Origin of the sequence: Kitasatospora sp. NBC_01539 (assembly GCF_045040525.1) — a bacterium.
GTDB lineage: Bacteria > Actinomycetota > Actinomycetes > Streptomycetales > Streptomycetaceae > Kitasatospora.
In genome coordinates this window covers 6,158,094-6,183,607 of the sequence record NZ_CP109390.1, presented here as the reverse complement: position 1 = coordinate 6,183,607, position 25,514 = coordinate 6,158,094, and the positions used below count along the sequence as shown (strand labels likewise).

Annotated in this window: 25 protein-coding genes; 11 read left to right on the top strand and 14 right to left on the bottom strand. The window is 74.3% G+C overall.

Translation table 11 applies throughout. The features are described from left to right. The first annotated feature begins 8 nt into the window (after positions 1-8). The 6 genes from OG335_RS26775 (at position 9) to OG335_RS26750 (ending at position 6,690) form a co-directional block, all read left to right on the top strand. Positions 9-1,373 carry an MFS transporter gene (locus OG335_RS26775; RefSeq protein ID WP_405013674.1) on the top strand — a complete coding sequence of 455 codons (1,365 nt, stop codon included), beginning with the start codon at positions 9-11 and terminating at the stop codon, positions 1,371-1,373. Between the two features lie 82 nt (positions 1,374-1,455). After that, positions 1,456-3,348: a helix-turn-helix domain-containing protein gene (locus OG335_RS26770; protein WP_405013673.1), complete on the top strand. Its 1,893-nt coding sequence runs from the start codon at positions 1,456-1,458 to the stop codon at positions 3,346-3,348. A 101-nt stretch (positions 3,349-3,449) separates the two neighbouring features. Then, positions 3,450-4,220: a lipoyl(octanoyl) transferase LipB gene (gene lipB / locus OG335_RS26765; protein ID WP_405015533.1), complete on the top strand. Its 771-nt coding sequence runs from the start codon at positions 3,450-3,452 to the stop codon at positions 4,218-4,220. A gap of 120 nt (positions 4,221-4,340) precedes the next feature. Next, entirely contained in the window at positions 4,341-5,294 is a 954-nt protein-coding gene (locus tag OG335_RS26760; protein ID WP_405013672.1) for a lipoyl synthase, read from the top strand. 246 nt (positions 5,295-5,540) lie between these two features. Further along, positions 5,541-5,753 (top strand): hypothetical protein, encoded by a 213-nt coding sequence (locus OG335_RS26755; RefSeq protein ID WP_405013671.1) that lies wholly within the window; start codon positions 5,541-5,543, stop codon positions 5,751-5,753. A gap of 247 nt (positions 5,754-6,000) precedes the next feature. After that, the gene (locus OG335_RS26750) at positions 6,001-6,690 is read left to right on the top strand and encodes a DUF4191 domain-containing protein (RefSeq protein ID WP_405013670.1); all 690 of its coding nucleotides are present in this window, start codon (positions 6,001-6,003) and stop codon (positions 6,688-6,690) included. A gap of 96 nt (positions 6,691-6,786) precedes the next feature. Here OG335_RS26750 and OG335_RS26745 read toward each other — a convergent pair whose 3' ends face one another. Then, the gene (locus OG335_RS26745) at positions 6,787-7,254 is read right to left on the bottom strand and encodes an RDD family protein (RefSeq protein ID WP_405013669.1); all 468 of its coding nucleotides are present in this window, start codon (positions 7,252-7,254) and stop codon (positions 6,787-6,789) included. Between the two features lie 267 nt (positions 7,255-7,521). Between OG335_RS26745 and glnA the strand changes: the two genes are divergently transcribed. Beyond that, positions 7,522-8,937, top strand: coding sequence for a type I glutamate--ammonia ligase (gene glnA / locus OG335_RS26740; protein ID WP_405013668.1), 1,416 nt, complete (start codon positions 7,522-7,524; stop codon positions 8,935-8,937). Positions 8,938-8,982: 45 nt separating this feature from the next. On the opposite strand, the gene murQ is transcribed toward glnA, so the two are convergent. The 5 genes from murQ to OG335_RS26715 all read right to left on the bottom strand — a co-directional run bounded on the left by murQ (position 8,983) and on the right by OG335_RS26715 (position 13,509). Further along, the gene (murQ, locus tag OG335_RS26735) at positions 8,983-9,912 is read right to left on the bottom strand and encodes an N-acetylmuramic acid 6-phosphate etherase (RefSeq protein WP_405013667.1); all 930 of its coding nucleotides are present in this window, start codon (positions 9,910-9,912) and stop codon (positions 8,983-8,985) included. Further along, positions 9,909-10,202: a DUF6011 domain-containing protein gene (locus OG335_RS26730; RefSeq protein ID WP_405013666.1), complete on the bottom strand. Its 294-nt coding sequence runs from the start codon at positions 10,200-10,202 to the stop codon at positions 9,909-9,911. Before OG335_RS26730 ends, murQ begins: the two co-directional genes overlap by 4 nt. A 68-nt stretch (positions 10,203-10,270) precedes the next feature. Then, positions 10,271-10,645: a VOC family protein gene (locus tag OG335_RS26725; RefSeq protein ID WP_405013665.1), complete on the bottom strand. Its 375-nt coding sequence runs from the start codon at positions 10,643-10,645 to the stop codon at positions 10,271-10,273. A 253-nt stretch (positions 10,646-10,898) separates the two neighbouring features. Further along, positions 10,899-12,035: a PP2C family protein-serine/threonine phosphatase gene (locus OG335_RS26720; RefSeq protein WP_405013664.1), complete on the bottom strand. Its 1,137-nt coding sequence runs from the start codon at positions 12,033-12,035 to the stop codon at positions 10,899-10,901. A 256-nt stretch (positions 12,036-12,291) separates the two neighbouring features. After that, entirely contained in the window at positions 12,292-13,509 is a 1,218-nt protein-coding gene (locus tag OG335_RS26715) for a cytochrome P450 (RefSeq protein ID WP_405013663.1), read from the bottom strand. 92 nt (positions 13,510-13,601) lie between these two features. On the opposite strand from OG335_RS26715, the gene OG335_RS26710 reads away from it, so the two are divergent. After that, on the top strand, positions 13,602-13,961 hold the full coding sequence (locus OG335_RS26710) for an arsenate reductase family protein (protein ID WP_405013662.1): 360 nt from the start codon (positions 13,602-13,604) through the stop codon (positions 13,959-13,961). 17 nt (positions 13,962-13,978) lie between these two features. Here the strand turns inward: OG335_RS26710 and OG335_RS26705 are convergent, their stop codons facing one another. Then, positions 13,979-14,449 carry a pyridoxamine 5'-phosphate oxidase family protein gene (locus OG335_RS26705; protein WP_405013661.1) on the bottom strand — a complete coding sequence of 157 codons (471 nt, stop codon included), beginning with the start codon at positions 14,447-14,449 and terminating at the stop codon, positions 13,979-13,981. A 38-nt stretch (positions 14,450-14,487) separates the two neighbouring features. Here OG335_RS26705 and OG335_RS26700 point away from each other — a divergent pair, with 38 nt between their 5' ends. Continuing rightward, the gene (locus OG335_RS26700; protein WP_405013660.1) at positions 14,488-15,033 is read left to right on the top strand and encodes a DUF1697 domain-containing protein; all 546 of its coding nucleotides are present in this window, start codon (positions 14,488-14,490) and stop codon (positions 15,031-15,033) included. Between the two features lie 171 nt (positions 15,034-15,204). On the opposite strand, the gene OG335_RS26695 is transcribed toward OG335_RS26700, so the two are convergent. From OG335_RS26695 to OG335_RS26680, 4 genes are all read right to left on the bottom strand, one after another. Further along, positions 15,205-17,526: a germacradienol/geosmin synthase gene (locus OG335_RS26695; RefSeq protein ID WP_405013659.1), complete on the bottom strand. Its 2,322-nt coding sequence runs from the start codon at positions 17,524-17,526 to the stop codon at positions 15,205-15,207. Positions 17,527-17,752: 226 nt separating this feature from the next. Beyond that, entirely contained in the window at positions 17,753-18,715 is a 963-nt protein-coding gene (locus OG335_RS26690) for a DUF1152 domain-containing protein (RefSeq protein WP_405013658.1), read from the bottom strand. A 234-nt stretch (positions 18,716-18,949) separates the two neighbouring features. Then, positions 18,950-19,531 (bottom strand): Uma2 family endonuclease, encoded by a 582-nt coding sequence (locus OG335_RS26685; RefSeq protein WP_405013657.1) that lies wholly within the window; start codon positions 19,529-19,531, stop codon positions 18,950-18,952. A 122-nt stretch (positions 19,532-19,653) separates the two neighbouring features. After that, positions 19,654-20,295 (bottom strand): TetR/AcrR family transcriptional regulator C-terminal domain-containing protein, encoded by a 642-nt coding sequence (locus tag OG335_RS26680; protein ID WP_405013656.1) that lies wholly within the window; start codon positions 20,293-20,295, stop codon positions 19,654-19,656. Positions 20,296-20,388: 93 nt separating this feature from the next. Between OG335_RS26680 and OG335_RS26675 the strand changes: the two genes are divergently transcribed. Then, the gene (locus tag OG335_RS26675) at positions 20,389-21,834 is read left to right on the top strand and encodes an FAD-dependent monooxygenase (RefSeq protein WP_405013655.1); all 1,446 of its coding nucleotides are present in this window, start codon (positions 20,389-20,391) and stop codon (positions 21,832-21,834) included. A gap of 43 nt (positions 21,835-21,877) precedes the next feature. On the opposite strand, the gene OG335_RS26670 is transcribed toward OG335_RS26675, so the two are convergent. Then, positions 21,878-22,603: a hemerythrin domain-containing protein gene (locus tag OG335_RS26670; protein WP_405013654.1), complete on the bottom strand. Its 726-nt coding sequence runs from the start codon at positions 22,601-22,603 to the stop codon at positions 21,878-21,880. Positions 22,604-22,927: 324 nt separating this feature from the next. Further along, a complete protein-coding gene (locus OG335_RS26665; RefSeq protein WP_405013653.1) occupies positions 22,928-23,947 on the bottom strand; it encodes an alpha/beta hydrolase in 1,020 nt (339 codons plus the stop codon). A gap of 393 nt (positions 23,948-24,340) precedes the next feature. Here OG335_RS26665 and OG335_RS26660 point away from each other — a divergent pair, with 393 nt between their 5' ends. After that, positions 24,341-25,084: an SDR family oxidoreductase gene (locus OG335_RS26660; RefSeq protein WP_405013652.1), complete on the top strand. Its 744-nt coding sequence runs from the start codon at positions 24,341-24,343 to the stop codon at positions 25,082-25,084. A 100-nt stretch (positions 25,085-25,184) separates the two neighbouring features. Here the strand turns inward: OG335_RS26660 and OG335_RS26655 are convergent, their stop codons facing one another. Beyond that, on the bottom strand, positions 25,185-25,415 hold the full coding sequence (locus OG335_RS26655) for a hypothetical protein (protein ID WP_405013651.1): 231 nt from the start codon (positions 25,413-25,415) through the stop codon (positions 25,185-25,187). Positions 25,416-25,514: the final 99 nt, after the last annotated feature.

Genomic DNA, 25,514 nt, shown 5'->3' with positions numbered 1-25,514 from the left:
AACCCCTCATGGCCCCCTCTCCCGACGTCGCGAGATCAGGCTCGAAACTCCGCAAGGTCGTCGCCGCCAGCCTCATCGGCACCACCATCGAGTGGTACGACTACTTCCTCTATGGCACCGCCGCCGCGCTGGTCTTCGGCAAGGTGTTCTTCCCGGACAGCGACCCGCTGACCGGCACCCTGCTCTCCTTCCTCACCTACGCCATCGGCTTCGCCGCCCGGCCGCTGGGCGCCCTCGTCTTCGGCCACTTCGGCGACCGGATCGGCCGCAAGCGGCTGCTGGTGCTGAGCCTCGTGCTCATGGGCGGGGCGACCACCCTGATCGGCTTCCTGCCGACGTACCGCCAGATCGGCGTCGCCGCACCGCTGCTGCTGACCGCGCTGCGCCTGGTGCAGGGCTTCGCGCTCGGCGGCGAGTGGGGCGGCGCGGTGCTGCTGGTGTCGGAGCACGGCGACAGCAGGCGGCGCGGCTTCTGGGCGTCCTGGCCGCAGGGCGGCGCCCCGGCGGGCAACCTGCTGGCGGCCGGTGTGCTGTCGGTGCTGACGGGGGTGCTCTCCGACGAGGCGTTCCTGTCCTGGGGCTGGCGGGTGCCGTTCCTGCTGTCCGCGGTGCTGGTGATGGTCGGGCTGTGGATCCGGCTGTCGGTCGACGAGTCGCCGCTGTTCCGGCAGGCGCTGGCCGCGGCGAAGGCCCGGGAGAGCGTCGAGCAGCCGCCGCTGGTGGCGGTGCTGCGCAACCACTGGCGGGACGTGCTGATCGCGATGGGCGCCCGCATGGCGGAGAACATCTCGTACTACGTGATGACCACCTTCGTGCTGGCGTACGCGGTCGGCCACGTGCACCTGCCCAAGCAGACCGCGCTGAACGCGGTGCTGATCGCCTCCGCGATCCAGTTCGCGCTGATCCCGGTCTTCGGCGCGCTCTCCGACCGGGTCGGCCGCAAGCCGGTCTACCTGGTGGGCGCGGTCGGCGTGGGCGTCTGGGCGTTCGTCTTCTTCGGGCTCGTCGACACGAAGTCCTTCGGCGCGATGGTGCTGGCGATCACGATCGGCCTGGTCTTCCACAGCGCCATGTACGCGCCCCAGGCGGCGTTCTTCTCCGAGCTGTTCGCCACCCGCATGCGGTACTCCGGGGCCTCGATCGGCGCGCAGTTCTCGTCCGTCGCGGCCGGCGCCCCCGCGCCGCTCATCGCCACCGCCCTGCTGAAGGACTACGGCAGCTCCACCCCGATCGCGGTGTACGTGGCGATCGCCGCGGTCGTCACCGTGTTCGCGGTGCTGTGCGCCCGGGAGACCCGCGGCAGCGACCTCGCCGACGCCGGCCGGCCGGCGGAGGCCGGCACGAAGCCCGCCGACGCGGCCGTCACGGCCTGACCCGGCCCGGCCGGCGCCCCCTCCCCCCGGGGGCGCCGGCCGTTCCCCCCACCACCCGAGACCTGGCACGATGGCCCGCACCATGAACGACCCCCACGACAGCGCGGCCCCCGCCCTGCGGCGGCTGATCGACCTGCTGGCCTCCGGCGCCGCGAGCGAGGACTTCACCGAGGTCCTCGCCGACGCGCGCCGCCAGGGCGCGCCCGCCCAGGTGCTCGCCGAGATCGACGCCGCCGCCTGGCAGGCACTGCGCGTGCACCGGACGATGCGTCAGCACCGCCGCCGCGAGGCCGAGCTGACGGCGCTCTTCGACACCGCCGGCGACCTCGCCGCCTCCCGCGACCTCGACGCGGTGCTGCAGGCCATCGTGCGGCGCGCCCGCATGCTGCTCGGCACCGACACCGCCTACCTGACCCTGCCGGACGAGCAGGCGGGCGACACCTACATGCGGGTCACCGACGGCTCGGTCTCGCAGCTCTTCCAGACGCTGCGGCTCAGCCTCGGCGACGGCCTCGGCGGACTGGTCGCGCAGACCGCCCGCCCGTACGCCACCCCGGACTACCGCACCGACGAGCGGTTCCACCACACCGGCACCATCGACGCCGGCGTGCTCGACGAGGGCCTGGTCGCGATCATCGGCGTGCCGCTGCTGCTCGGCGGCCGGGTGATCGGCGTGCTCTTCGCCGCCGACCGCTCGCCGCGCGCCTTCTCCCCCGACGAGGTCGCGCTGCTCTGCACGCTCGCCGCGCACGCCGCGATCGCCCTCGACACCGCCAAGGCCCTCGCCGACACCCGCACGGCGCTCGCCGAGCTCGCCGGCGCCAACCACGTCATCCAGGCGCACTCCGCCGCCGTGCAGCGCGCCGAACAGGCCCACGACCGGCTCACCGACCTGGTGCTGCGCGGCGCCGAGGTCGCCGACGTCGCCGACGAGGTCGCCGCCCTGCTCGACGGCGAGGTCTCGGTGCACGACACCGACGGCCACCCGCTCAGCGGCCGGCCCGGCGACCCCGCCCGGCTGGCCGCGGCCCTCACCGCCTCCCGCGCCGAGGGCCGGGCCGTCCGGCACGGCGACGACTGGGTGTGCGCGGTGCTCGCCGGGCAGGACCCGCTGGGCAGCCTGGTGCTGCGCGGCCGCCCCGACCTCGACGACCCCGACCGGCGCATCTTCGAACGCGCCAGCATCGTCACCGCGCTGCTCCTCCTGCTGCGCCGGTCCGTCGCCGAGACGGAGAACCGGGTGCGCGGCGAACTCCTCACCGACCTCCTCACCTCCCCCGGCCGCGACCCGGCCGGGCTGGCGGCCCGCGGCCGGCGGCTCGGCGTCGACCTGAACCGCCCGCACCTCGTGCTCGTCGCCCGCACCGACCCGGCGGACCGCTCCCGGCTCGCCGGCGCCGCCACCCGCTACCTCTTCGGCACCCGCGGCATCAGCGCCGAGCACGGCGAGGCCGTCGTGCTGCTGCTGCCCGACGACGGCACCCCCGGCGGGCAGGCGGCCGCCGACGCCGCCGAGCGCCTGGCCCGGCTGGCGGGCTGCCCGGTCACCGTCGGCGCGGGCCGTCCGGCGTCCGGACCGGCCGCGCTGGCCGCCGCCCACGCCGAGGGCCTGCGCTGCGTCCGGGCGCTGCAGGTGCTCGGACGCGACGGCGACGGCGCCTCCGCGGCCGGGCTCGGCTTCCTCGGGGTGCTGCTGGGTGACGGACACGACGTGGAGGGCTTCGTCACAGCGGCGCTCGGCCCGCTCGTGACGTACGACACCCGCCGCGGCACCGAACTGGTCCGCACCCTGCGCGCGTACTTCGACTGCGGCGGCAGCCTCACCCGGGCCAAGGACGAGCTCCACGTGCACGTGAACACCGTCGTGCAGCGCCTCGACCGGATCGAGGTGCTGCTCGGCCGGGACTGGAGCAGCCCCGAACGGTCGCTGGAACTCCGGCTCGCGCTGCGCCTCCAGCTGCTGGCCGGCGGCTGAGACCGGCCGGCCGCACCGTACGGCGCCGGGCGTACAGTGGCCGGGTTGGTCTCGACGCCTGGCAAGGAGCAGCGGTGAGCGGCGACGTACGGTTCGTGACGATGGGCATCGGCGACTCCGCCGTCCCCTACCCCGAGGCCTGGGAGGAGCAGCAGCGGCTGCACGCGTTGCGGGCCGCGGACGAGATCCCGGACACCGTGCTGCTGCTGGAGCACCCGCCGGTCTACACCGCCGGGAAGCGCACCAACCCCGAGGACTACCCGCTGGACGGCACCCCCGTGGTGCCGGTCAACCGCGGCGGCGAGATCACCTGGCACGGCCCGGGCCAGCTGGTCGGCTACCCGATCGTGAAGCTGCCGGACCCGATCGACGTGGTGGCGTACGTGCGGCGGCTGGAGGAGGCATTGATCCGCTCCTGCGCCGAGCTGGGCGTGGCGACCTCCCGGATCGAGGGCCGCAGCGGCGTGTGGGTGCTGGGCCGGGAGATCCCGGACGCGGTGGTCGACCCCGCGCAGGTGGTGGAGATCGGCAGCCTGACGCTGCGGATGGGCCTGCCGCTGGGCATCGACCCGCGGCTGGCCGGCCCGGAGTACGCGCCGTCCAACGCCGGGCAGCGCGGCGACGACCGCAAGCTCGCCGCGATCGGGGTGCGGGTGGCGCGCGGCGTGACGATGCACGGCTTCGCCCTCAACTGCGACCCGGACATGACGTGGTTCGACCGGATCGTGCCGTGCGGCATCCGGGACGCCGGGGTCGGGTCGCTGGCCGGCGAGCTCGGCCGCCCGTTCGGCGTCGCGGACGCGCTGCCGGTGGTGCAGAGGCACCTGGCGGCCGTCCTCGCGGAGCTGCCGGAGCCCGTACTCACCCGCTGAGACCGGGAATCTACTGCCCGGTATCCGAGTTGCCCTGCGAATGCCGGGCACCGGCCCGGTGAAGGCACGGAAAGCAGAGGCGTACCCTGGGGGTACCCCGTCTAGTTCTAGGAGTTGCACGTGTCCGCTGTCGCGCCCGACGGCAGGAAGCTTCTCCGCCTGGAGGTCCGCAACAGCGAGACCCCCATCGAGCGGAAGCCCGAGTGGATCAAGACCCGGGCGAAGATGGGCCCGGAGTACAACGCCCTCCACGCGCTGGTGAAGAAGGAGGGGCTGCACACGGTCTGCCAGGAGGCCGGCTGCCCCAACATCTTCGAGTGCTGGGAGGACCGCGAGGCCACCTTCCTCATCGGCGGCGACCAGTGCACCCGCCGCTGCGACTTCTGCCAGATCGACACCGGCAAGCCCGCCGACTTCGACCGGGACGAGCCGCGCCGCGTCGCCGAGTCCATCGTCACGATGGACCTCAACTACGCCACCATCACCGGTGTCGCCCGCGACGACCTGGAGGACGGCGGCTCCTGGCTGTACGCCGAGACGGTGCGCCAGGTGCACACGCTGACCGCGGGCCGCGCGACCGGCCGCACCGGCGTCGAGCTGCTGATCCCCGACTTCAACGCGGTGCCCGAGCAGCTCGCCGAGGTCTTCTCCTCCCGTCCCGAGGTGCTGGCGCACAACGTCGAGACGGTGCCGCGCATCTTCAAGCGCATCCGCCCGGCGTTCCGCTACGAGCGCTCGCTGGACGTCATCACCCAGGCCCGCGCGGCCGGGCTGGTCACCAAGTCGAACCTCATCCTGGGCATGGGCGAGACCCGCGAGGAGGTCAGCCAGGCCCTGGCCGACCTGGTCGGCGCGGGCTGCGAGCTGATCACCATCACGCAGTACCTGCGGCCGTCGCTGCGCCACCACCCGGTCGAGCGCTGGGTGAAGCCGCACGAGTTCGTGGAGCTGCAGGAGGAGGCCGAGGAGCTCGGCTTCGCCGGCGTCATGTCCGGCCCGCTGGTGCGGTCCTCCTACCGTGCCGGCCGGCTGTACCGGCAGGCGCTGGAGCACCGCGAGCGCACGGCGGTCTGACGGCCGCCGGGGCCGGCCACGGTGGACCCGGACGTACGAGGAGGCGGCGGGCCCGGCCCGCCGCCTCCTCGCGTGCCCGTGCGGCCTGCCGTGCCGTACGGCCGCACGGCGGCGTGGCCGCCTTGCAGCCGTGCGGCTTTCATGCGACTTTGACCGGCAGGTCACCGATCGGTAACACCACCGGGCGACTCTGGGTACGTCGACCAGTCGACCCGGCCACGAGGGGAGCTGTTGAACATGGGGGCAGTGAGCGGAACCGGGCGCGGCCCGGCGCCGATCCGCATGCGGTCCGTGGGCGGCGCGCTGCGCTACGCGGAGAGCGTGCTGCTGGCGGGCGGCCAGCGCCAGGCCCGTCGCAACGCCTGGGCGGCGGTCTGCGAGGACCGCAAGCACGCCGCGGAGCGCGAGTACGACGCGGCACCCGCGGCCGCCGCGGGCACCGGCCTGCGTAACGTCTGACACACCCGCCCGGCCGTACGGCACCGCACCGGTGGCGGCGGGCGGGCGCGGGCGGGTCCGTACGCCCGGCGGGCTCCGGCCTGCCCGGCACCGGGCTCCCGGCCCGTCCGGACCCGTCCCCAGGGCCGGTGCGGCGGCGGTCCGACGGCCGTGCGATGGCGGTCCGACGGCGGTCCCCGGACCGCGCGGGGGACCCCAGGGGCACCGCCCTTGGATATCCGTCCCCCCCGCCACGTACCATGAGGCCATGGCGAGGGAAACATCCGAGAGTTCCGGGCGGCTCAAGCAGATCCGCACGGCGTACACCATGACCAAGAAGGTCGACACCAAGATCGGCCTGATCATCGCCGGCGTCGGCCTCATCACCTTCGGCGTGTTCCTCGCCATCGGCTTTGCGGTCGACCACCCCGTCTACCTGGGCATCCTCGGCTTCGTCGTGGCCGTCCTGGCGATGGCCGTGGTCTTCGGGCGCCGGGCCGAGCGGGCCGCCTTCGGGCAGATGGAGGGCCAGCCGGGCGCGGTCGCGGCGGTGCTGGACAACATCCGGCGCGGCTGGAGCACCAACACGACGCCGGTCGCGGTCACCCGCAACCAGGACGCGGTCTACCGCGCCGTCGGCCGTCCCGGCATCGCGCTGATCGGCGAGGGCAACCCGAACCGGGTGCGTCCGCTGCTCGCGGCCGAGAAGAAGAAGATGGCGCGCGTCGTCGGTGACGTGCCGGTGCACGACATCATGGTGGGCAACGGCGAGGGCGAGGTCCCGCTGAAGAAGCTCCAGGTCACCCTGATGCGTCTGCCGCGCTCCATCACCCCGGCCCAGGTCACCCAGACCAACGACCGGCTGCGCGCGCTGGGCGACCTGCTCTCCAGGGCGCCGATCCCCAAGGGCCCGATGCCCAAGGGCGCCCGGATGCCCAAGGGCGGCCAGGTCCGCTGAGCACGGCCCCACCCGACCGACACCACGGCCCCGTCGCGAACGCTCGCGGCGGGGCCGTTCGACGTCCCCGCCCGGGCGGGCGGGACGGCGGGGGTGTCAGATGCGGACCTCGACGGTGCCGACGGCCTTGTCGTGCAGGCCTCGGGTGTCGCGGTCCCAGACCGCGGCGGGGACGATCAGGCAGAGCAGCAGGGTGCGCAGCAGCACCTGCGGGATGGACGCGCGGGTGCCGTCCAGCCGCACGACCCGCAGCCCGAACAGCCGCTTGCCGACCGTGGTGCCGCTGGTCGCCAGCAGGAGCACCGTGACGACGTAGAACAGCGGGGTCGTCCACAGGTTCGCCGCGCCCTGGTCGCCGCGGGAGATCAGCCCGTACGCGACGAGGCTGCACAGCCAGCCGTCGACGACCAGCGCGCCGAGGCGGCGGCCCGGGCCGCCCATGGAGCCGGGGCCCTCCTTCGGCAGGCCGAGGCGCTCGCCGCGGTGGCCGAAGTCGGCGCCCATCTTCTCGGCGGCGGCCTTCGGGCCGTCCAGCCACGATCCCAACGCTTCTCTGGTGTCCACGAATCCACACTATCCGGGCAGTGCGGGCGATCTTCGGCGGCCTCCCCCCGACGGGCCGGGCGGCCGCACGGCACCCGGGGCGCCCCGGTCTTCGGCGGGCGGCGGCGGGCGGCGGGCGCCCTCGGGCGGTGAGTCGTTTTGCCCGGGCCCGTATGGCTTTGCGGCCGGCGAACGGGCGGCTGGTTAACATGCAGAGGACGGGGAAAATCACCAACCGGAAACGGCCGGCTCCTACGGTTGGCCGACACCGCACGCCGAGGAGGATCGATGTTCACCAACGCCGACGAGGTCAGGCAGTACATCACGGACAACGACATCAAGTTCGTCGACGTCCGGTTCTGCGACCTGCCGGGCGTCATGCAGCACTTCTCGGTGCCCGCATCGACCTTCGACCCGTCCGAGACCCTGATGTTCGACGGCTCCTCGATCCGCGGATTCCAGGCGATCCACGAATCCGACATGGCACTCGTCCCGGATCTGGCCACCGCCCGCCTGGACACGTTCCGGGCCGAGAAGCACCTCAACATCAACTTCTTCATCCAGGACCCGATCACCGGCGAGGCCTACAGCCGCGACCCGCGCAACGTCGCCAGGAAGGCCGAGGCCTACCTCGCCTCCTCCGGCATCGCCGACACCGCGTTCTTCGGCCCCGAGGCGGAGTTCTACGTCTTCGACGACGTGCGCTACGAGACCAGCGCCAACGCGTCGTACTATCACATCGACTCGATCGCCGGCGCCTGGAACACCGGCCGGATCGAGGAGGGCGGCAACCGCGGCTACAAGGTGAAGTACAAGGGCGGCTACTTCCCCGTGCCGCCCGTCGACCACTTCGCCGACCTGCGCGCCGAGATGTCGCTCGAACTCGCCGCGGCCGGCCTCCAGGTCGAGCGGCAGCACCACGAGGTCGGCACCGCCGGCCAGGCCGAGATCAACTACAAGTTCAACACCCTGCTGCACGCCGCCGACGACCTGATGCTGTTCAAGTACATCATCAAGAACGTCGCCTGGCGGAACGGCAAGACCGCCACCTTCATGCCCAAGCCGATCTTCGGCGACAACGGCTCCGGCATGCACGTCCACCAGTCGCTGTGGACCGAGGGCTCCCCGCTCTTCTACGACGAGCAGGGCTACGCCGGCCTCTCCGACACCGCCCGCTACTACATCGGCGGCCTGCTCAAGCACGCCCCGTCGCTGCTGGCGTTCACCAACCCGTCGGTCAACTCGTACCACCGCCTGGTGCCGGGCTTCGAGGCCCCCGTCAACCTCGTCTACTCGCAGCGCAACCGCTCCGCCGCGATCCGCATCCCGATCACCGGCTCCAACGCCAAGGCCAAGCGCATCGAGTTCCGCGCGCCCGACCCGTCCTCCAACCCCTACCTGGCCTTCGCCGCCATGCTGATGGCCGGCCTGGACGGCATCAAGAACAAGATCGAGCCGCTCCAGCCCGTCGACAAGGACCTGTACGAGCTGGCGCCCGACGAGCACGACGCGGTGCCGCAGGTGCCGTCCTCGCTGCCCGCCGTGCTGGAGGCCCTGGAGGCCGACCACGAGTACCTGCTCGCGGGCGGGGTGTTCACCCCCGACCTGATCGAGACCTGGATCGACTTCAAGCGCACCAACGAGATCGCCCCGATCGCCCTGCGCCCGCACCCGCACGAGTTCGAGCTGTACTTCGACCTGTAGGCAGCCCGCACCACGCGTTCCCACGGTCCGGGGGCCGGCGGGAGTTCACGGCCCCGCGGCGGCGGCCGCGTCGAGGGCGGCGCGGAGGCGCCCGGTGTGCGCGGCGAGCAGCGCGGTGGCGTCGGCCGGGGCGAGGCCGGTGAGCAGGGTGAGGATCGCGGGCTTCACCTCGCCGTCGGCGGCGTCCAGCGCGCGGGTGACGGCGGCGGGGTCGGCGCCCGTGGCGAGGGTGACGATGCGGTGGCAGCGGGCGCGGAGCTTCGCGTTGGTGGCGCGGAGGTCGACCATCAGGTTCCCGTAGGTGCGGCCGAGCCGGACCATGGTGATCGTCGAGACCATGTTGAGCACGAGCTTCTGCGCGGTGCCGGCCTTCAGCCGGGTGGAACCGGTGAGGAGTTCGGGCCCGACCACCACCTCGATCGGGTGCTCGGCGGCGGCGCCGAGCTCGGAGCCCTCGGTGCAGGCCAGCCCCACGGTCAGCGCCCCGCGGGCGCGCGCGTGCTCGACGGCGGCGACCGCGTACGGGGTGCGCCCGGACGCGGAGACGCCGATCACGGCGTCGTCGGCGGTGATCCCCAGGCCGTCGAGGTCGCGGACGGCGAGCCCGCGGTCGTCCTCGGCGCCCTCGACGGCCTGCAGCACGGCCTCCGGTCCGCCCGCGATGAGGCCCACGACCAGCTCGGGCGGGGTGGAGAAGGTCGGCGGGCACTCGGCGGCGTCGAGGACGCCGACCCGGCCGGCGGTGCCGGCGCCCGCGTAGACCAGGCGGCCCCCGCGGGCGAGGCGGTCCGCGATCGCGTCGACGGCTGCGGAGATCTCCGGCAGGAGTCGGCCGACGGCCTCGGGAACGGTGCGGTCCTCGCCGTTCATGAGCTCGGCGATCCGCAGGGTGGGGAGCAGGTCGAGGTCGGCGAGTTCCGGACGGAACGCCTCGGTGGCGAGGGTGTCCAGCCGGGCGCGGAGGTCGTCGGTCACGGTGCGGTGCCTTCCGCGGGTGCGGTCCCGGGGCCTGCCGGGGCGGTGCGCGGCGGCACGTCCGGCGCCGGGTCCGGGCCGGGGCTCGCCACCGGGCCGCCCGCGGACAGGCCGGGGAGGGTGTCCTGCTCCCCCGCCACGACCCGTGCCGCGTCCTCCGGCCCCCGGCACTCGCGCCCCAGCCGGAGCATGCGCGAGACGGGGTCGTGCAGGGGGCGGCCGCAGCGGCGGCAGCTGACGCGCTCCGGCAGTCGCTGCGGCACGGGCGGGATGAGGGCGGGCTCCGGCATGCACCGATTCTCCCCGCTCCGGGGCGGCCGCCGCGAGCCCCGGCCGGGAACCCGCGGCGGCCGTACGGTCAGCGTTCCTGCATCACGGCGATGACGTTGCCCGCCGGGTCGGTGAACCAGGCGATCATCGGGCCGCCCTCGGCCCGGACGATGCCGCGGCCGTCGGCCTCGAAGCCCGGGTAGCGCTCGAAGGAGACGCCGCGGGCCGCCAGGTCGTCGACGGCCTGCTCGATGTCGCCGACGGAGAAGTTGAGCACCGTGAAGCCGGCCGGGGTGTGGTCGGGCTTCGGGTAGACGAAGACGCTCGCGCCGCCGGCGAGGCGGAGGCCGAGCAGGCCGTTCTCCTCCGACACGTCGAGCCCGAGGGTCTCGCCGTAGAACCGCCGGGCCGCCGGGATGTCGTTCACGGCGAAGCTGCTGAAGGCCTTGGTGGTGCCGAACACGGCTCGTCCTCTCCGCGGGCCGCCGAAGCGGCGGCCGGACGGACCGAATGTAGGCGCCACCGGGTGCCGCGCGGGGCCGCGCGGGCGCGGTGTCGCGAGGTCGGGGCGCACGGTCACCGGATCGGCCGACCCGGGACGGGCGGACGGGGCGTGGCCGGCAGCATGTGGCCGGGCAGCGTGTGGCCGGGCGGCGCCGGGCAGGACGCGCCGGGCAGCGTGTCCGTGCGGCGCCGGCCGGCGCGGGCCCCGGCCGTCAGCCCACGTCGGGGCTGAGGGCGAGCACGGCCAGGTCGTCCCCGAGGCTGCCCGCGTGCCGGCGCACGTCGCGGTCGAGGAAGTCGACCACCACCGCCGGGTCGGTGCTGCCGAGCCCGGTGAGGCGCTCGGTCAGCGGATAGAACTCGCCGTGCGCGTCCCGTGCCTCGCTGACGCCGTCCGTGTGCAGGAGCAGGGTGTGCCCGGGCGGCAGCTCGACCACCACCGGCGCGGACGGCTCGACGCCGAGGTGGCCGAGGCCGAGCGGCAGGCACTCGGGGCAGCGCACCGGGCGCACCCCGGCGGGGGTGAGCAGCAGCGGGCTGAGGTGGCCGCGGTTGACCAGCTCGACGAACAGGCCGTCCGGGCGGTGCTGGAGGAGAACGGCCGTGACGAAGAGTTCGTCGTCGTCGCCCTCGGCGGCGTCCCGGAGCACCTGGCGGTCGAGCTGGTCGGCGAGTTCGCTCAGGTCGGCGGTCTCGTGGGCGGTGACCCGGAAGGCCCCGAGCACGTCGGCGACCGTACGGACGGCGTCGAGGCCCTTGCCGCGGACGTCGCCGAGCAGCACCCGGGTGCCGAAGCGGGTGTCGCAGACCTCGTAGAGGTCGCCGCCGACCCCGATGTCGGCGTGCGCGGGCAGGTAGCGGCCCACCGTCCGGAGGCTGCCGACGCGGGCCGGCACCGGGCGCAGCACCGTGTACTGGAGGGTGTCGGCGATGCTGCGCACCCGGACGAGGTCGCGGGACCGCCGCAGCCGCTGCCAGGACAGGGCGGTGCCCATGATCCCGGCGAGGGTGGTGGCGATGTAGATCCACACGTGGTGCTGCTCGGAGAGGTGGCCGGCCCGGGCGGCGAGCAGGATCTGGAGGCCGACGGCGACGACCGTGGAGCCCGCGACGGCGAGCGGGCCGTAGCCGAAGGCGGAGACGACCGGCAGCACGGTGAGCAGGAACCCGGCGGCGGTGGTCACCGGCCAGCCGAAGTCGAACACCAGGTCGACGGCGAGCAGCAGCACGGGCAGGAGAAGCACCCACAGCGGCGCCCGGACGTCGTCGGACGCCCGGTGCAGCCAGGCCGTGCCGCGTGCGTCGCCGGGCCTGGCCCGGGCGGCCGACGGCGGGGTGAGGGCACGCACGCGGTCCTCCTCGGCTGGGGCGTCCGCGGCGGGTGGGGCCGCAGGCGTTCGCATCCTCACCATCCTCGCCGAGACCGGGGGGTTCCCGCGCGGGCGGGACCTGCCCACGGGACCGGGCGCCACCGTCGGGCGCCACCACCGGGCGCCACCACCGGGCGCCACCACCGGGCGCCGTCGTCGGACGACCGGAGCAGGCGGGCGGGTGGGACAGGCGTGCGGGCGGGCGGGCCGGGGCGGACGGGGTTCGGATCCCGGATCAGCCCACGGTCACCGGGAGGGTCCGGAATCCTCGCAGGACGAGCCTGTCCCGCCGCTCGGGCCGTCCGGCCGGGGCGAGTGCGGGGAACCGCGCGAGCAGGGCGGGGAACGCCACGGCCGCCTCCAGCCGGGCCAGCTGGGCCCCCAGGCAGTAGTGCGGGCCGCCGCCGAAGCTGAGCGGACGGCTGTCGCGCCGTCCGGGGTCGAACCGCGACGGGTCCGCGTACCGGGACGGGTCGTGGTTGGCCGCGCCGAGCAGCAGGAACACCCCGGTGCCGCGGGGCGCCGGCAGCCCGCCGACCGCCAGGCCGTCGGCGTACGCCAGCCGCGAGGTGAACTGCACCGGGGAGTCGAACCGCAGCACCTCGTCGGTCAGGCCGGCCGGGGTGACCGTGCCGGACCGCAGCGCGACCGCGGCGTCCGGGTGCTCGAAGAGCAGCGCGAGCCCGTTGCCGAGCAGGTTGGTGGTGGTCTCGAACCCGGCCACCAGCAGGAGGACGAGGTTGGCCAGCAGCTCCGCACCGGAGAGGCGTTCCGGGTCGGCGGCGGCCACCTGGACGAGGGCGCTCACCAGGTCGTCCGCGGGCTCGGCCGCCCGCCGGGCGGCGAGCCCGGCGAAGAAGCCGGCGAGCTCGTCGGCGGCCGCGTCCGCGGCGGCGATCTCGGCGTCGCCGGCGACCAGCTCCAGGGCGACGGTCAGGTCGGCGGCCAGGTCGCGGAAGCGGTGGCGGTCCTCGGCGGGGACACCGAGGAGCTCGCAGATCACCCCGACCGGCAGCGGGCACGCGAAGGCGTCCATGAAGTCGACCGGGGCTCCGCCCGCGCCCTGCTCCGCCATCGTGTCGAGCAGGCCGTGCACGGCCGCGGTGACCGCGGGCTCCAGCGCGGCGACCCGGCGCGGGGTGAACACCGAGGCGATCAGGGACCGCACCCGGCCGTGGTCGGGGGCGTTGCGCTCCAGCACCGACCGGGCGAGGAGCGTCCGCGCGGAGTGGGTGGAGAAGCCCGGATCCCACTCCTCGCGTATCGCGGTGTCGGCGACACCGAAGGCCGGGTTGCGCAGCACCTCGTCCGCCTCGCGATGGCCGGACACCAGGAGCGTGCCGGGCCAGCACGGCGCGACCGGGCCGAGCTTGCGCGCCCGCTCGTACAGCGGGTACGGGTCGGCCCGCCCCTCCGGTGTCATCAGCTGCTCGATGACGGCTGCACCGTCCACCTGAGGCTCCCCTCTCGCGGCCCGCCCGTACAACCGCCCCGGCCCGCCGTGGAGTTCCCGGGCCGTGGAGCTTCGCTCGATAGGGTGGCGCCATGGAGATCTGGATCAACCCGCGGTGCAGCAAGTGCAGCACCGCCGTCGGGGAACTCGACGCCGCCGGCGCCGAGTACACCGTCCGCCGCTACCTGGAGGACCCGCCCACCCCGGCGGAGCTGCGGGACGTGCTCGCCCGACTCGGCCTGGACCCCTGGGACATCACCCGCCTCGACGAGCGGGCCGCCGGGGACCTCGGCCTCCGGCAGTGGCCGCGCGAGCCCGCCGACCGGGAACGCTGGATCGCGGCGCTCGCCGAGCACCCGATCCTGATCCAGCGCCCCATCGTCACCGCCGACGACGGGCACGCCGTGGTCGCCCGCACGCCCGAGGCCCTGCGGTCGGTGCTGCCCGGCTGACCCGCCCCGCGCCGCCCTCAGCTGCGGTACACCGAGCGGACCTCCTCGCCCGGCCGCCAGGTACGGATCCGCAGCCGGTCGCCCTCCACGGTGGTCAGCACCACCAGGTCCGGCGCCAACCGGAACGCGTGGAACGCGCCCGGCGGCGCCTGCGGGAGGTCCGACTCGTACGCGGCCAGCTCCACCGGGTCGGTGATCTCGACCGCCGTGCCGGAGACCTTCGCGTCACCACCGGCCATCGTCTCGTCGCCCGGGTTGCTGTGCAGCGCGAAACGGCCGTCCCGGCGCAGGTCGACGGCCTTCACCGCGCCCCACATCGACCCGATGGTCAGGTCGGCGCCGATGAACTGCACCTCCGTGCCGCTCACCCGGGGTGCACCGTCCCGGCGCAGGGTGGCCAGCACGTGGTGGCGGTTCGCCTCGAAACGGGCCCGCACCAGCGGCGCGAGATCGGGTGCTTCGTGTTCGAAATCCTGCCACGTCGTCATCCCTCCAGTCTGACAGTGGCCGCTGACACACTGCCGGTATGACGCAGACGTACATGGCCTTCCTCCGGGCGATCAACGTGGGTGGGCACACGGTCACGATGGAGCGCCTCCGCGGGCTCTTCACGGAGCTCGGCCTCGGCGCGGTCCGCTCGTACATCCAGAGCGGCAACGTCTTCTTCACCACGGACGAGACCGACCGCGCCGCGCTCACCGCCCGCATCGAGCGGCACCTGGAGGCGGCCCTCGGCTACGCCGTGCCGACGGTGCTGTGCACGGTCGCGGAGGTCGAGGCGATCGTCGACGCCGACCCGTTCGCCGGGGTGGAGGTGACCCCCGAGGTGCGGCTCTGCGTGCTCTTCCTCTCCGAGCCGCTGCCCGCCGAGCTGACCCCGCCGGTCTCCTCCCCCAAGGGCGACTGGGACCTGGTCGGCACGATCGGCCCGGCCGCGTTCGTGGTGATGCACCTGCGCAACGGCCGGCCCGGCGGCAACCCGGCCGCCCTGTTCGGCAAGACCTACCCGGGCACCGCCACCGCGCGGTTCTTCCACACCACCGTCAAGATCCTGGCGGCGGCGAAGAAGTGACGGGTCGGACTCCGGCGGAACCTGTACCTGCGACCGTCCCTGCGCGCCTGGACGGTCGCCGAAGCAGCCGCTGCAGGTCACGACCTCACGGTGGTGCCGGGCGGGGAGTTCCTCCGGCTGCACGCCGGTGCCGCCGAGGCGCTGGTGGTCTCGGCGGCACCGGACGTACCGCTACCGGAGGGCGGGGACGGCGGCCGCGGGGAGGCGGACGCCTGAGGTGCCGAGGCCGGTCGGTCCGAGCGGGACGGGCGGCAGGGCCGGGCGCGCCGGCGCCGGCTCGGCCGCCCGTGCCGCCGGGGCGGGGACGGGGGCCGCGGGCGGGGGTACGGCGGTGCCCGCGGGGGCGGCCGGGAGCGCGGGCCGGTGGTGGCGGACGAGGTCCGGCTCGGCGTAGCGGTGGCACTCCCGGTGCCAGGTGAGGATGGCGGACATCCAGTCCTGGAGTTCGACGACGTAGCCGTCGAGGACGGCGCGGGCGGCCGCGTCGAGCTCGAAGTCGTCGTAGAGCTGCGGGAGTTCGTTGTCGGCGACGTGCTGGAACTGACTCATCCTCGACTTCATGAGGTCGTGGACGACGCCGAGGGCCGTCGGGTAGTCGCAGTCGAAGAAGTTCTGCGTGACCAGGACGAGGTTGTGCACCTCGCCCTCGTACTCGACCTCCTTCTGGTAGGAGAAGACGTCGTTGATGAGCATCGCGTAGTCGGCGGCGGAGTTCTCCAGCGCCAGCATGGAGGCGTGGCGGTACACCTCGTCGGGGACGCTGCGGCCGTGGCCGAACCGGGCGAGGCTCATGGTGAGGTCGGAGCCGAAGGTGAGGCGGCGCATCTCCAGGTAGTCGACCGGGTCGGGGATGCGGTTCTGGGCCTGGTTGAGGAGCTCCCACAGCCAGGCGTCGAGCATCTTCTCGACGGCGGCGCGGAACCGGCGGCGGGATCCGTCGTCCATGGGCGCGGTGGTGCGCCGCCAGAGGTCGGCGAGGCCGCGTTCGAGGCCGTTCAGCGGGACGGCGGTGATCGGCCCGTCGAGCGGCATGAACGCCAGCAGCCGGTCGTTGCAGTGCTTGGCGCCGGTCAGGTCACGGGCGGCTCCGAAGACCACGGGGTAGTAGTCGTCGCCGTACGTGCCCCAGGCGAGCCAGCCGGAGGAGAGGTCGAGCTCCTCCGGGGTGGCGTCCGGGTCGATGCCGGCGGAGCACAGCGGGAAGTCGTAGTCGACGAGCTTCTCCTCGTTCCACACGCCGGGCACGGCGTCCATGAGCTGCACCCGGTGCGCCCAGTCGACGAGGTTGCGCCGGGAGGCGTCCAGGTGTGGGCTGAGGCGGGTCGGGTACGGCATCTCGAAGTCCGGCAGCACGGACGGCCCGACCTTGCGGAACGGCGTGTGGGTGAAGCTGCGGACGCGGGCCGGGCCGACCAGGCCGCGGATCGACTTGAGGAGGTCGGCGGCCTGGGTGCCGACGCCGGTCGGGCCGGGCAGGTCGGGGGTGCGCTCGGCGGCGGCTCCGCCGTTGTTCATGTACCGGCTGGAGCGCATGTGCCACTCGTGGCCGCCGGACTGCCAGTCCTGGAGGCCCTTGACGTACTTCATGACGTCGGCGCAGGACGCCGGGTCGAGGCCGTGCGCGGCGAAGAGCAGGGGGAGTTCGGCGAAGACGGTGTTCTCGAACTGGTGCAGCCGGGAGGTGAGGAGGTCGTTGACCCGGTCGGCGGCCTCCTGGGTGGTGCAGCCGAGGAAGGTCTCCAGCACGAGGACGCCGTTGGAGAGTTCGCCCTCGTCCTCGACCTCGCGCTGGTAGGAGAAGAGGTCGTTGCGCAGGTGGACGCCGTCGGAGAAGGCGTCCCGCAGGACGCCCATCGGGCGGCTGGCGGCGATCGCGGCGGGCACCTCGGCGCCGACGGCGTGCTCGACCAGGCCGGCCGACCAGGGGGCGCCGCCGACCTTTCGGCGCATCTCGATGTACTCGACCGGGTTGGAGATCCGGCCGGCGTTGATGTTGGAGAGCTCCCACATCGACTCGTTGAGCAGGTGTTCGGTGTTCTCCCGGAAGCGCTCGCGCCAGGCGGTCGACATGCCGGGCACGGTGCGCAGCCACAGGTCGGCGAGGCCGGCCTCGACGGGGTTGGTGGGTTCCGGCATGCCGTCGGAGAGGTCCATGGGCATGAACGCGGGGAGGCGGTCGAGGTACGCCTTGCCGCCCTTGCGGTCGAGGGTGCGCTTGAAGAGCTCCAGGAAGTGGTCGTCGAAGAAGAACACCCACACGTACCAGTCGGTGACGAGGGCGAGTTCGGCGGCGTCGCAGTCGGGGTGGGTGTACGCGCAGAGCAGGGCGTAGTCGTGGGAGTCGAGGTCGTGCTCGTCCCAGACCCCGGAGCCCTCCAGCATGCCCATGCCGCGGGCCCACTGCCTGGTGTGGGTGCGGGCGTGCTCCAGATGGGGGTTGAGCGTGGCCGGATGCGGTACGTAGAAGTCCGGCAGCTCGAACGGTTGGGCCACTGCCGCGTCACCTTTCCTCGGCCGTCGGCAGGTGCCGGACGGGGTCGTCCGGGCCGACGGTCATGATCGCGGCGAAGCCTGCCCGGGGCCGGACGGTGGCACACCGATGGCCGAGCGGCTGCGGAGGCCCGGGAGTTGGGCGCACGCCCGCGCGCATGACCACGCGCCCGGCGCGCGCGGCCCCGTACGCGCCCCTCCGCTCCGCCGGCCGGCACCGGCGCAGCGGTCAGTGCGGGAAAACCCGAGGTGGGCGGGGTGCGGGCAGGGTGTCGCGGAACTCCTCGACGGCCGAACTGATCTGCCGCATCAGAACGGTGCGTTCGATCCGGTCCAGATAGAGGTGCCGGGCGGCGAGCGCCTCGACCGTCACACCGAAGTAGAGCGTCATCAGCGGGTTGACGAACAGAGCGCCGTGCTTCGTCCGCTCGGTGAACCGCACGTCCCCGAACTCGCCGCGCAGCGCCGCCGCGACCGAGCCGTGCACGATGCTCGGGTGCTCCGGGAAGACCGCCCGCGCGTGCTCGACGGCGTCCAGGTAGAGCGCGCCCTCGCGGCTCCCCCGCGGCAGCGAGAACGCACCGAGGTAGCCGCCCTCCCGTTCGAGCGCGGCGAGGTTCTCCAGCACCAGTGCGTGGTTGACCCCGTGGTAGGCGTCGATGCCGAACCCCAGGCAGGCGACGAGGCGTTCGGGGATGTCCGGCAGCCCGGCGAGCGCGCCGAGCGAGGCCATGTCCTCCTCGGGGGTGCCGAGCCCGGACTCGTCGCCGCGCAGGAGGATGTCGGTGCCGCCGTCAACGAGCAGCACCGCGTCGACGTCCAGGTGCCGGGTCAGCGCCCGGTACGCGGCGCGCAGCGGTTGGACGCCGACCGACGCGAACGCCCAGACGGTGTCGGGCATGCCGTGCAGCCGCAGCCAGCGGGCGAGGGTGCGTTCCGGGAAGTACCCCTCGGCGCTGCGGGTGTCCGGGCGGATCGCGGCGACGTCCGGCTCCAGCCAGACGTCGGCGTCGAGGCCGTAGAGGTGGCTGAACGAGAGGTTGGCGAGGTGCACCTCCTTGCCGGCCGCCCGCAGGGCGAGCGCTATCGGCAGGCCCGCGTAGATGTCGAAGCCGCCGCCGGCGCCGGCGATCAGGATGCGCTCCGCCGCCTTGAGCCGGGTGAGCAGCGCAGGTTCGAACAGGTTCGTCACCGGGCGGAGGCTAGCAGGGCGCCACCGGGGAGGCGTTCGGTTCGGGGCGCCCGCCCGGACGGCCCGGCGGCCGGGGCGCAGCGTGGTCTCAGGGCGGCAGCACGGCCTCGGCCCCGGCGACGATCACCGCGAGGCCGCGTTCGAAGCGGTGGTCGTGGTCGGTGAAGAGTCCCTCGCCGCGCCGGTCGGTGTCCGGGCCCGGGGCGGCGGGGCGGCGGGCACCGCACCGGCCGGTCAGCGGGCCCAGTTCTTGAGCGGTTCGGTGTCCAGGCCGATGCCCACCGGTTCGGGCAGGAGCACCGGCCGGCCGAAAGGCACCGTCCGGCACTGTTCGTACCGGACACCGTCGGGTTCGCTGTACACGGTGACCTCGCCGCTGTCCCGGTCCACGAGGAGGTAGACGGGGATACCCGCCTCGGCATAGGCACGGGGCTTGTCGACCCGGTCACGACGATCGGTGTCCGAGTCGTAGGACGTCACCTCCAACGCCATCAGGACCGGCTCGGTCGGGGCCCACTCGCCCTGCCCGACGAAGGCCTCGCTCGGCGCGAGCACGCCGTCCGGTCTGGCGTGGCCTCCGCGGTAGGTGCGGATCCTCAGGCCCTGGTCGTGCAGCCACAGCTCCGGCCGTGCCTGGATGCACAGGCGCATGAGCCACTGGACGATCCGGCCGTGGTCGCCGTCGGGCACCGGCTTGACCCCCAGCCTTCCGTTGATGAGCTCGACCCGGAGGCCTTCGCCTATCCGCGCGGCGGACCGCGCGAGCTCCTCGAACTCCTCGGGCAGGAGGTGGGGCCGGTCGGAGAGCGCTGTCATGTGCTGTCCTCCTGAGGGCGCGGATTCCTGCGTTCCCTCTCCGACGATAGCGGCTGTGGCCGCACAGGTCACCCAGCGTCACGGCGGGGACGGGCCCGGTGGCTGCCGCGCGCAGCGTGGTCTCAGGGCAGCAGCACGGCCTCGGCCCCGGCGACGATCACCGCGAGGCCGCGTTCGAAGCGGTGGTCGTGGTCGGTGAAGAGTCCCTCGCCCGAGGCGGCGGTGAGCGGGTGGTCGGGTCCGATGGCCTCGGCCCGGGCGCCGGGGTCGTAGCCCGGGGCACGGGTGCCGGGCAGCGGGTGGACGGCCTGCTCCTCGATGACGAAGCCGATGGTGAAGGCGTAGGCGGTGAAGTAGGCGTGCACCGCGTCGGCCAGGGCGAAGCCGCCGCGGACGAACGCCTGGAGCTGCTCCTCGAAGCGGGCGGCGTGGCCCATGTCGGTGAGGCGGGTGCCGCTGAAGACCTTGGCGCCGTCGCGGTGGCCGAGGAGTGCGCGGCGCAGGGTGCGGCAGGTGGCGAGGAGCCAGTCGCGCCAGTCGGCGTCCGGGCCTGGGGGCGGCGATGCGGCGAGCATCCGGCGGAGCATCTCGGTGGCCATCTCGTCGAGCAGGGCCTGCTTGTTGGCGAAGTGCCAGTAGAGGGCGGGCGCCTTGACGTCGAGCTCGGCGGCGATGCGGCGCAGGGTGAGGCCGTCGAGGCCGGTCTCGTCGAGCAGCCGCAGGGCGGTGTCGACCACCCGGGCGCGGTCAAGTTTGGGCGGCATGGCTGCATCCTGCGCTGTCGGATCCCCCTTGACAATTTAACGGCGTTAAGTGGATCCTCGGAAGCGCCACTTAACAACGTTAAGGAGACTCCCTTGCACACCGACGTCCTGATCGCCGGAGCCGGACCGACCGGCCTCGTCCTCGCCTGCGACCTCGCCCGCCGCGGGGTGGCGTTCCGCCTGGTCGAACAGGCCGAACGGCTCTTCCCCGGAGCCCGCGGCAAGGGCCTGCAGCCCCGCACGCAGGAGGTGCTGCACGACCTCGGCGTCCTCGACGCCGTGCACGCCGCCGGCTCCCGCTACCCGCTGATGCTCACCTGGGAGGACGGCGTGCCCGGCCAGGAGTGGGACCTGATGGAGCGCCACCCCGCCGAGGACGGCGTGCCGTGGCCGGAGGTCTGGATGATCCCGCAGTGGCGCACCCAGGAGATCCTGTACGCGCGGCTGTTGGAGCTCGGCAGGGAGGTGGAGTTCGGCACCGCCGTCACCGCCGTACGGCAGGACGCCGCCGGCGTGGAGGTCGGGCTCACCGGGCCCGGCGGCCCCGTCACGGCCACCGCCGGCTACCTGGTCGCCGCGGACGGCGGCCGCAGCACCGTCCGCCGGGCGGTGGGCATCCCCATGGCCGGCGAGAGCGTCGACCCGACACCCGCCCTGGTCGCCGACGTGCGGATCACCGGCCTGGAGCGCGACCACTGGCACATCTGGCCGAAGGCGCCCGGCGGTCCGGCCCTGCTGTGCCCGATGCCCGGCGGCGACCCGACCGACTTCCAGCTGTTCGCGCAGTACGCCGAGGGCGAGCCCGACACCGCCCCGGCCGCCGTGCGGCAGCTCGTCGCCGACCGCACCCACCTGCCCGCGGAGGCCGTCGCCGAGGTCGGCTGGGCCTCCGTCTTCCGGCCGACCGCCGCCCTCGCCGACCGCTTCCGGCTCGGCCGGGTGTTCCTCGCCGGCGACGCCGCGCACGTGCACTCGCCGGCCGGCGGCCAGGGCCTCAACACCAGTGTCCAGGACGCCTACAACCTCGGCTGGAAGCTCGGCCGGGTGCTGCGGCACGGCGCCGATCCCGCCCTGCTCGACACCTACGAGCTGGAGCGGCTGCCGGTCGCCGCGGACGTCCTGGAGATCTCCACCTCGCTGCACCGGGCCGGCGCCGTCTCCCCCGGCGTCCGGCGCGGCCCGCGCACCGAACAGCTCGGCGTCGGCTACCGCGGCGGGCCGCTCACCGCCGAGCACCGCACCGGCCTCGCCGAGGACGCCCTGCAGGCCGGCGACCGTGCGCCGGACACCGCGTGCACCACCCCGGACGGCGCCGTCCACCGGCTCTTCGACGTGCTGCGCGGCCCCCACCCGACCCTGGTCGTCGCCGGGTCCGCCCTGCCGGACGTGCCCCGGCCGCCGTCGGGCGTCCCGGTCGTCCGGGTCGCCGACGGGTACGGCGAGGGCTACCTGCTGATCCGCCCCGACGGCTACATCGGCCTGGCCACGGCCGATCCGGCCGACCTCGCACCGTACCTGGCCGCCCTGGGCACCGCCTGAGCCAGGACCGGCGGGGTACGGACCGGCGGGGTACGGACGCGGGTCAGCGGGTGCGGCCCCACAGCTGCTCGGAGCAGCGGGCGTAGGTGTCCCGCCAGTGCGGCCAGTGCCGCACGGTGGTGTCGTCGCAGTCGGCGAGCAGGAGGTCGACCTGCCGCTCGTCGACGCCGTCGAGCAGCCAGACGAGGGCGTCCGAGGAGGCCGGTCCGTCCGCGGCGCGCAGCAGGTCGAGCAGCTCGGGCAGCGTGCCGATCCGGGAGCCCGCCGGGAAGACCCCCGCCATGCGGGGCAGCAACTGCCGCTCCTCGATGCGCAGGTGGGTCTCGACCCGGGCGGCGAGCTCCTCGACGGCGTACGCCACCGGCCAGGCGCTGGCGGGGTCGCGGGTCGCGATGCGGACGAGCGTGGTGACCCGGGTGAAGGAGTGGTCGAGGTTGTGGTGGTCGGCCTCCAGCCAGTTGAGCAGCAGGCGCAGCTCGGGGGCGAACCGGCGGAGCAGCGGCCAGAGGCGGGAGTCCTGCTGCTCGTGGTGGCAGGTCAGCATGGCGGTCATGAAGTCCCAGTGGCGCTGCAGCGCCTGCGCGGCGGGCTCGTCCTCGGGCTGGAGGAGGCGCAGCGCGTTGGGCAGTCGGGCGAGGTCGCGGCGCAGGGCCGCGTGCACGAGCTGGAGGCCGGCGAACGGGACGGGCTCGACGTCCGGCATCCGGCGCTCCGCGTGCGGCTGGGCGGGGATCTGGGGCGGGTCGACGGACAGCAGATGGCTGGGCATGGCGCTCTCTTCGCGGCTGACTGGGGCTGGAAGGATTCCGGCACCGCGAGTGGTGCTCGGCCAGGGCTCCAGCGTGGGGTCAGCCCATCAGAGTCGAATCAATGACCGATTGACGCGCAGGTCAGCGCGGGGATCGGGCGGTCCGGGAGGGCCCGGCCGACCACCGCGGGGCTCGCGCGCCGGGGTGCCCGGCGCCCGGGGAGGCGCGGCGGCAGGAACGGCACGGATCGGCGGTCGCCCGCCGGCTCCTACGGAGTATCCCGCTCCGCGGCCCCGCCCGCAGTCAGACGCGCCGGTTCGTCCGCACGGGTGCGCGACGGCGTGTCAGCCGCGCTGCGGGCCGGTGAGGTTCCGGCTGAGCCACTCCAGGGCGACCGGGATCATCCTCCCGAAGTCGGAGGTCAGGTGCTTGCCGCCGGGCTGCTCGTAGTACTCGACGGTCACCGGGAGCACCGCCCGCTTCACCCAGGCCTTGACCAGGCCGGTCTCGTAGCGGTTGGCGCCGCCCGCGGTCGCGAGCATCCGGACGTCGGCGCGGCCCTGCGCGACGAGCTCGCGCGGGCTGTTGGCGCGCCGCTCCTGCTCGTGGCCCTTCCACAGCGGGGAGTCGGGGTCGTAGTAGCCGTCGATCGGCACGGCCGCCCGGAAGACGTCCGGGTGCTGCAGGGCCAGCTTGGCGCTGCAGAACGCGCCGGTGGACGCGCCCATCAGGCCCCAGCCGTCGCGCCCCCTGACGGTGCGGAAGTTGGCGCGGACGAAGTCCGGCACGTCCTCCGCCATCCAGGTGCCCATCCGCGGACGGCCGGGGATGTCGGAGCACTCCAGTGCCTTCGACTCGGCGGCGTCGAGGTTCTGCACCGGCATCACGAGGATGAAGGGGTGCGCCCGGCCCTCCTTCGCGAGGCGGTCGTCGATCTCCTGCACCGGCAGCTGATCGTCCGTCCAGGTGTTGTAGCCGGCGCTCTGGCCGCCGGAGTAGAGCGTGAGCACCGGGAAGCCGTGGGAGGCGTACGCCGGGTCGTGGTACTGCGGCGGCAGCCACACCCAGACCTTGCCCGTGACCCCGGACTTCGCACCGTACAGGGTGGTGAGGAGGATCGGCCCGGCGGCGGTGTCGCGCGCCTTCGTCAGCGCCGCGGCGGGGCCGGACGGCATCAGCACCTTCCCCCGGCCCGGCGGCGGACCACCCGGTGCCGTCCGGGAGGCGGCGCGGTCCTGCGAGCCGGACGGCGCGGCGTACCCGCAGCCCGCGACGGCCGCCGCCAGGGCGAGCGCGGCGGCAGCCGCCGGAAGGGCACGGGAGCGCGCCGCGCGGGAGCGGGCACGAGGGGGCTGGGGGTGCACGGTGGGCGTCTCCGGCGGTGTGGCGCCCGGCGGCGGCCGGGCGGGGCGGCCCGGGTGCGGAGCCTGGTCCGGGCCGGGGCGGCGGGCCCGGGCACCCCGGGACGGCTCGGCCGCGGGGCGTCCTCGCCGTCCGTGATCCTACGACGGCGAAGCGTGCGCACCCGGTTGCGACGGGGCGCGGCGGCGGGCGCGTCCCGGCCGGTCGGCGGGGGTGCGGGGGCGACCGGCCCCGCCGGACGACGGGGTCGCAGGCCGGACCCCGGAGGTTGCCACAGCCCGGCGGGGCCCTGCGGCCGGGCGTGTCGGACGGACCGACGGGTGACACCCGGGCGGGCCCGGCACGATCATCGGAGACGGCCGCCCGGCCGCCGTACCCACCGAGGGAGTTCCGCCGTGCCGCAGCAGATCGCCGTCGTCACCGGGGCCGGCAGCGGGATCGGCCGGGCGGTCGCGCTGGAACTCGCCGCCGGCGGCTGGCAGGTGGTGCTGGCCGGGCGCCGTGCCGACGCGCTGCGGGAGACCGCCGCGCTGGCGGACGGCCGGGCCGTGGCGATCCCCGCCGACGTCACCGAGCCGGCCTCGGTGGACGCGCTCTTCGCGGAGACCGCGGAGCGCTTCGGCCGGGTCGACCTGCTCTTCAACAACGCCGGGACCTTCGGCGCGCCCACCCCGGTCGAGGACCTGACGGTGGAGGCGTGGCGGGCGGTGGTCGACCTCAACCTCACCGGCGCCTTCCTCTGCGCGCAGGCGGCCTTCCGCCTCATGAAGGCCCAGGCCCCGCAGGGCGGGCGCATCATCAACAACGGTTCGGTCTCCGCGCACGCCCCGCGGCCCCACTCGGTCGCCTACACGGCGACCAAGCACGCGGTCACCGGGCTCACCCGGTCGCTGTCGCTGGACGGCCGGCCGTACCGGATCGCGTGCGGGCAGATCGACGTCGGCAACGCCGCCACCGAGATGACGGCGGCGATGGCCGCGGGCGCCCGCCAGGCGGACGGCCGGATCGTCCCCGAACCCGTCATGGACGCCGCCGACGTCGCCCGGACGGTGCGGCACATGGCGGAGCTGCCTCTGGAGGCCAACGTGCAGTACGCCACCGTGATGGCGACGGCGATGCCGTACATCGGCCGGGGCTGACGCCGCACGGCGGGGGCGCGGACGGCCGCGCGGTCCACGCCTCCGCGAGCTCCTCACCGCCGCCGGACTCCTCGGCCCGCCGGGCACCGCCCGTGCGCGCTCACTCGTCGTACGAGTGCCGGTAGCCCGTCACCGGCCCGTCCGGGTCGAGCAGGTAGACGCTGGTGGTCGGCCAGTACTCGCCCGCCTCGGCGGACGGGAGTTCGGCGCGCAGCGCCATCCGCAGGGCGGGAGGGGGCGCGAAGGCGTGGACGCGCTTGCGATGGCCGTCCCAGCGGCCGCCGCGGAGTTCGAGGTGCAGGAGGGTCGGGGTGGCGGGGGTGGTGGTCACCCGGGCGATGCTGACACCTCGCGCGTGGCGCGGGCGCGATCACCGCTGCCGGTCCACTCGTTCGGGCGGTTTCGGCCCGGCAACCGTGACGGCCGCCGC